This is a genomic window from Pseudomonas sp. Sample_9 (assembly GCF_004307535.1).
GTDB lineage: Bacteria > Pseudomonadota > Gammaproteobacteria > Pseudomonadales > Pseudomonadaceae > Aquipseudomonas > Aquipseudomonas mercuritolerans.
This window is the reverse complement of record NZ_RAZO01000270.1, coordinates 10,054-16,551: the sequence shown is the minus strand read 5'-3', so window position 1 is coordinate 16,551 and position 6,498 is coordinate 10,054. Positions and strand designations below refer to the sequence as shown.

The window sequence follows — 6,498 nt, the reverse complement described above, 5'->3', positions numbered from 1 at the left end:
TCGTGGGCGGCGTTGTGCACCGCTTCGATGTGCGAGAAACCGGCGAACCAGACCAGGCTGGCACCGAGGATCGAGGCGAAGAGGGCGGCGGCGACGCGTTGGCCGAGTGTGGTGCTGCTGGAGATGTGGTCAGTGTGGCTGACGGTATTGCTGATGATCGACATAGCGCTTCCCTCTGAAATGTCAGCGGGTAAACAGAGCGCATGAAAATCCCTGCGAGCCGGGCACGCAGGGATTTCGAACAGCGCCCGCCCACCGCGGGTTTGTTTGTGGTCAGCCGCGCTTGCGCGCGCTGGGTGTTGCGGGCCGGTCTCCGGGCTTGCGAGGGGTTGGCACGAGGCCGACCTGCAAGCATCACCTTCCCATGCCGGGGCACAGTGGATCTGACGCTTCGCTCGCTTACCGTTGCGGGGGCAGCACCGGACTGACATGGCTTTGAGTAAAGCACATGATTCACCGGTTTCCCGTTTCACCCTGTGAAGGGCACCCGTAACAAGGTGGGCAGGAGAACATGGGTTTGGGTTTTTAGTCAATTTCCGGGCGTTTTTGGTGCTGCGAGGGGGGCGTTTTTTTGATGTTTTTGGGTGTATATCCGTTGCTGCGGTAACGGCTGCTTAGGGTTTCGCCCTTACGGCGAGTCACCTTTTCCAGACGCCGAAAAGGTAACCGAAAAGGCTTGCTCCTGCGTTCGGCCCTCGCAGGCTCGGATTCCTTCGCTACGGGACTGATCCGCTCAGCCTTCCGACGTCGCCGGTGGATCAAGATCAAGAGCACTCGAGCTAACGCTCATTGTTGAGTGGTGAAAAGCGTGTGGTCTGCTTTGGATCTGTGTTGGATTCGCCCCTCACCCCAGCCCTCTCCCGAGGGAGAGGGAGCCGATTTGCGGGCTTTTCAGAATCTGCATTCGACTCGATATCGCAAGTCGGCGTATTTCGCCTGAACACCTCGGTCAGTCCCCTCTCCCTCGGGGAGAGGGCTAGGGTGAGGGGCTCTAGATCTGGCTTTTGCTTTGGCTTTGATCTTTTGCCCCTTCAGCAGGCTGCGCCCGGATCGGTCCCGTAACGAAGGTACCCCGAGCCCCAGCGAGCGGGCCGTACGCCGGGGCAAAGCCTTTTGGTTCCTTTTTGCTGGGCCGGCACTCCGGCGTTTGAAAAAGGGACTCGCTGTAAGAGCGAAACCATAGGAAGCCGTTACCGCAGCAACGGATATACCCCCAGTTCCAGACTCACCGACCATTGACCCACGACGGACCCATGCGTAGCCTTGCGCTTTCGAGGTTCTTCGGCACTCGCCGAAGCTAAGAAGGGAACGCGGTCAAAGCCGCGGCTGCCCCCGCAACTGTGAACGGTGATGTTCGTTGCCACGCCACTGCCAGCTCAATCGATGAGCCAGCGGGAAGGCGCAATGAACGCCAGGCCCCGCGCCTGAACGCCGTCAGCCAGGAGACCTGCCTCGTCACAGATTCTCACTACAACCGGGCGGGGTGATCCGGTGGCGAATGCTTCCGGCGTGCACGCGCGCTGCCGGTTCTCGTCCCGTATGCCCGCCGCTTGCCAAAGGGCATACCGATGAAAACACTGGCCAAACTCCCCGTCACCATCGTCACCGGTTTCCTCGGTTCGGGCAAAACCACGCTGCTGCGGCACATGCTCGACAACGCTCAGGGTCGGCGTATCGCGGTGATCGTCAACGAGTTTGGCGAGCTCGGTATCGACGGTGAGATCCTCAAGCAATGCACCATCGGCTGCACCGAAGAAGAGGCCAGCGGCCGCGTATATGAGCTGGCCAACGGCTGCCTGTGCTGCACGGTGCAGGAAGAATTCTTCCCGGTAATGCGCGAACTGGTTGCCCGTCGCGGCGATCTCGACCACATCCTTATTGAAACCTCGGGCCTGGCCCTGCCAAAACCGCTGGTGCAAGCCTTCCAGTGGCCGGAAATCCGTAGCGCCTGCACCGTTGACGCGGTGATCACCGTGGTCGACAGCCCGGCCGTCGCTGCTGGCACCTTCGCAGCGTTCCCGGATCAGGTCGATGCCCAGCGCAAACTCGATCCGAACCTTGATCACGAGTCGCCGCTGCACGAGTTGTTCGCCGATCAACTGGCCAGTGCTGATCTGGTCATCCTCAACAAAGCCGACCAGACCAGCGCGGAAGATCTGGCTCGCGTGCGCGCTGAAGTCGCCGAAGAGCTGCCGCCGGCAGTCAAAATCATCGAAGCCAGCAACGGTCGTCTGCCGCTTGACGTGTTGATCGGCCTCGGTGCCGGCTCCGAAGAGCATATCGACAGCCGCCACAGTCACCACGATCATCACCACGACGGTGATGACGACGATCACGATCACGACGCCTTCGATTCGATCTCCATCGAACTTCCGCAAGCCGACGAAAGCCTGCTGCTCGACGCGCTGACGCAATTGGTGGTGCAGCACGGCATCCTGCGGGTCAAAGGTTTCGCGGCGATTCCGAACAAGCCGATGCGCCTGTTGATCCAGGGCGTGGGCACGCGTTTCGACAAGCATTTCGACCGCCAGTGGGGCGCCGAAGAAGCGCGCGTCACGCGTCTGGTGCTGATCGGTCAGGAACTCGATGCCGCGCAACTCGAAGCGCAATTGCGCGCTGCGCTCAGCGTTTAAGCCATGCACCTGCTCAGGACCCAGCCCGGCGGATTCGTCTCGGACGACAACATTGCCGACCTCGGACAAACCCCCGCCGAGCTGGTGATCCTGTGCAGTGGCGATTCCAGCCTGGCGCTGCTCGCCGAGGCTGCGCAGCAATTGCCCGATGACTACCCGAGCCTGCGCCTGGCCAATCCGATGCAGGTGCAGAATCATGCCTCGGTCGATCTGTATGTCGACGAAGTGCTGCGCCACGCCAAGGTCATTCTGATCTCCCTGCATGGCGGCATTGCCTATTGGCGCTACGGCGTCGAGCGGCTGGTCGAGTTGTCCGAACGCGGCGTGCAACTGATTCTGGTGCCCGGCGATGACCGCCCGGACCCCGAGCTCAGCGACTTGAGCACGGTCAGCGCCGAAGTACGCGATCGACTTTGGCAATTCCTGCGTCAGGGCGGCATGGGCAATGCGCTGGATTTCTTCCGTTGCCTGGGCAACCAATGGTTCGCCCGCGATTACCCGTGGAGCGAGCCGCAAACCCTGCCGCGCACGGCGATTTATCACCCACAGAAAAACAGCGCTGCCCTGAGTGACTGGCAAGCCGAATGGCTGCATGGTCAACCGGTGGCGGCGCTGTTGTTCTATCGCTCGCATTTGCAGGCGGCGAACACCGCGTTCATCGATGTGTTCTGCCAGCGTTCGCAGGCAGCCGGACTCAATCCGCTGCCGATCGCGGTGGCCAGTCTGAAAGAACCCGGTTGTCTGTCGGTGGTCGAGGACTGGCTGGATGAAGTCGAGGCGGGGGTGATTCTCAACACCACCGGTTTTGCCCAATCGAGTCCCAAGGCGCCGCATCTGCGCCCGTTTCGCCGCAACATCCCGGTGATTCAAGCGATCTGCGCACAGGACAACGAACCCGGCTGGCGCGACAGCGAACAGGGTCTCGGGCCGCGTGATCTGGCGATGCACATTGCTTTGCCGGAACTCGATGGACGCATCATCAGCCGACCGATCAGCTTCAAGGATCTGGCCTGGCGCAGCGAGCGCAGCCAGTCCGATGTGGTCTGCTATCGCGCCCAGCCCGAACGCATGGATTTCGTCGCCGAACTGGCGCGGCGCTGGGTAGCTTTGGCACGCGTGCCGAACGGCGAAAAACGCATCGCGCTGATCCTCGCCAACTACCCGACCCGCGACGGCCGCATCGGCAATGGCGTCGGCCTCGATACGCCGGCGGCGGCGCTGAATATCCTCCGCGCATTGCGTGCCGAAGGTTATCCGATCACGGCCGAGTTGCCCGACAGCGGCACCGAGCTGATCCAGCAATTGCTCGGCGGCGTCAGCAACGACCTCGATAGTCTCGACTTGCGCCCGTGCCAGCAGAGCCTGGCGATGGACGATTACCTGGCAATGTTCAATGCGCTGCCGCAGGCCAATCGCGCTGCGGTGGTCGAGCGTTGGGGATCGCCGCAAAACGATCCGATGTGCCGCGACGGTCGCTTGATGATCGCCGGTCTGCGTTTCGGTCTGACCTTTGTCGGCATCCAGCCCGCCCGCGGTTATCAGGTCGATCCGAGCGCGGTGTACCACGACCCGGATCTGGTTCCGCCGCACGGTTATCTAGCGTTCTATTTCTGGTTGCGCAACACCTACGGCGCTCACGGCGTGATCCACGTCGGCAAGCATGGCAATCTCGAATGGTTGCCGGGCAAAGGCGTCGGCCTTTCGGAGAATTGCTGGCCGGACGCGCTGCTCGGGCCGCTGCCGAATATCTATCCGTTTATCGTCAACGATCCGGGCGAGGGCGCTCAGGCCAAACGCCGCACGCAAGCGGTGATCATCGACCACCTAATGCCGCCACTGACCCGCGCCGAAACCTACGGGCCGCTGCGCAATCTGGAGCTGCTCGCCGACGAGTATTACGAGGCGCAACTGCTCGATCCGCGCCGCGCCCGTGAGTTGCAACGCGACATTCTGCAATTGGTGCGTGACACGCAGATCGACCGCGAACTGCAACTGGACGCAGCGCTGGACAGCGATGCCGATGCGGCGATCTGGTTGCCGCGTCTGGACACTTATTTGTGCGACCTGAAGGAATCGCAGATTCGCGATGGGTTGCACATTTTTGGCGAATCGCCGAGCGGCCGCTTGCGTATCGACACCTTGCTGGCGTTGCTGCGCATCCCGCGCGGTGACGGCAAGGGCGCGCAGTCGAGTCTGTTGCGGGCGTTGGCCAAAGCGTTTGATCTTGGTTTTGATCCGCTGGATTGCGCGTTGGCCGATCCTTGGAACGGCCCGCGTCCGACCGAGTTGCAGACCATCAGCGAAGAAGTCTGGCGCACCGCCGGCGACACCCGCGAACGCCTCGAATTGTTTGCCGCAGACCTGATCTCCCAAACACTGAATGTCCCCTGTGCGAGCGAGCCTGCTCGCGAAAGCGGAGTGTCAGTAAAAGAACAGTTGTCTGACCCGACGCCTTCGCGAGCAGGCTCGCTCCTACAAGGGGCGGGGTGGGCCGAGGTTGATTCGATACTCGAGCATCTACGCGAAGTCGTCGCCCCACGGCTCGACGCTTGTGGCCCGGCCGAAATGCGCGGGCTGCTTGACGCCCTCAGCGGTCGTTTCGTCCCCGCCGGCCCCAGCGGCGCACCCAGCCGTGGCCGCCTCGATGTGCTGCCCACCGGGCGCAACTTCTATTCGGTGGACGTGCGCAATCTGCCGACCACCACCGCGTGGCGCATCGGATTCCAGTCGGCGACGCTTATCCTTGAACGACACTTGCAGGACCACGGCGATCACTTGCGCCAACTCGGCTTGTCGGTCTGGGGCACCGCAACCATGCGCACCGGCGGCGACGACATCGCCCAAGCCATGGCGCTGATGGGCGTGCGTCCGGTCTGGGCCACGGGCAGTCAGCGTGTGGATGATTTCGAGATTCTGCCGCTGAGTCTGCTCGATCGTCCAAGAGTCGACGTGACGCTGCGGGTTTCGGGGTTTTTCCGTGATGCGTTTGCCAATCTCATCCGCCTGTTCGACGCCGCCGTGCAAGCGGTGGCCGCGCTGGACGAGCCGGACGACTTGAACCCATTGGCCGCCAAGGTGCGCGCCGAACGCCAGGCGCTGTTGCAGTCGGGCGTCGATGAAGATACCGCGCGGCGTCAGGCCGGGTGGCGCATCTTCGGCGCGAAACCGGGGGCGTATGGCGCTGGGGTGCAAGGCGCCATCGACGGGCGTTTGTGGCAGAGCCGCGAAGACCTCGCCGAGGTTTACCTGAACTGGGGCGCCTACGCTTACGGCGGCGCCGACGAGGGCACGGCTGCCCGCGAGCAGTTCAGCCAGCGCCTGAGCCAGGTACAGGCAGTTCTGCAAAACCAGGACAACCGCGAGCATGACTTGCTCGATTCCAACGATTACTACCAGTTCCAGGGCGGCATGCTCGCTGCGGTGGAGACGCTGCGCGGCGAAGCGGCGGCCAGTTATCACGGCGATCACAGCCAGCCGGATCTGCCGAAGATTCGTACTTTGAAGGAAGAGCTCAATCGCGTGGTGCGCTCGCGCGCGGCGAATCCGAAGTGGATCGACGGAATCAAGCGTCACGGCTACAAAGGCGCGTTCGAACTGGCGGCGACGGTTGATAATCTGTTCGCCTTCGATGCGACTACGCAATTGATCGACGACCATCAATATGCGTTGCTGGCGGAGGCATATTTGCTCGATCCGGCAACCCGGGATTTTGTCCGTGAGCATAATCCGCATGCGTTGCGCGACATGACCGAACGCATGCTCGAAGCGCAGCAGCGCGGGATGTGGCAGGAGCCTGGGGCTTATAAAGAGGCGCTGGAGAATTTGCTGTTGGATATCGAGGAAGATATGTAGCCGCTAAAAAGCT

At 62.2% G+C, this 6,498-nt stretch carries 3 protein-coding genes and 2 riboswitches; of the genes, 2 read left to right on the top strand and 1 reads right to left on the bottom strand.

What is annotated here, in order from left to right:
* The coding region (locus D6877_RS14980) for a CbtB domain-containing protein (protein ID WP_130911300.1) at nucleotides 1–164 on the bottom strand (164 nt) is incomplete at its 3' end.
* Between the two features lie 122 nt (nucleotides 165–286).
* Nucleotides 287–506, bottom strand: a riboswitch (cobalamin riboswitch).
* Between the two features lie 751 nt (nucleotides 507–1,257).
* A riboswitch (cobalamin riboswitch) is annotated at nucleotides 1,258–1,470 on the top strand.
* Nucleotides 1,471–1,568: 98 nt separating this feature from the next.
* Here D6877_RS14980 and cobW point away from each other — a divergent pair.
* On the top strand, nucleotides 1,569–2,633 hold the full coding sequence (gene cobW, locus D6877_RS14970; RefSeq protein ID WP_024012737.1) for a cobalamin biosynthesis protein CobW: 1,065 nt from the start codon (nucleotides 1,569–1,571) through the stop codon (nucleotides 2,631–2,633).
* 3 nt (nucleotides 2,634–2,636) lie between these two features.
* Nucleotides 2,637–6,485, top strand: coding sequence for a cobaltochelatase subunit CobN (cobN, locus tag D6877_RS14965; RefSeq protein WP_130911298.1), 3,849 nt, complete (start codon nucleotides 2,637–2,639; stop codon nucleotides 6,483–6,485).
* Nucleotides 6,486–6,498 lie beyond the last annotated feature (13 nt).

Coding starts and splice junctions, on each gene's coding strand:
- cobW (WP_024012737.1), top strand. CDS start 1,569: ATGAAAACACTGGCCAAACTCCCCGTCACCATCGTCACCGGTTTCCTC.
- cobN (WP_130911298.1), top strand. CDS start 2,637: ATGCACCTGCTCAGGACCCAGCCCGGCGGATTCGTCTCGGACGACAAC.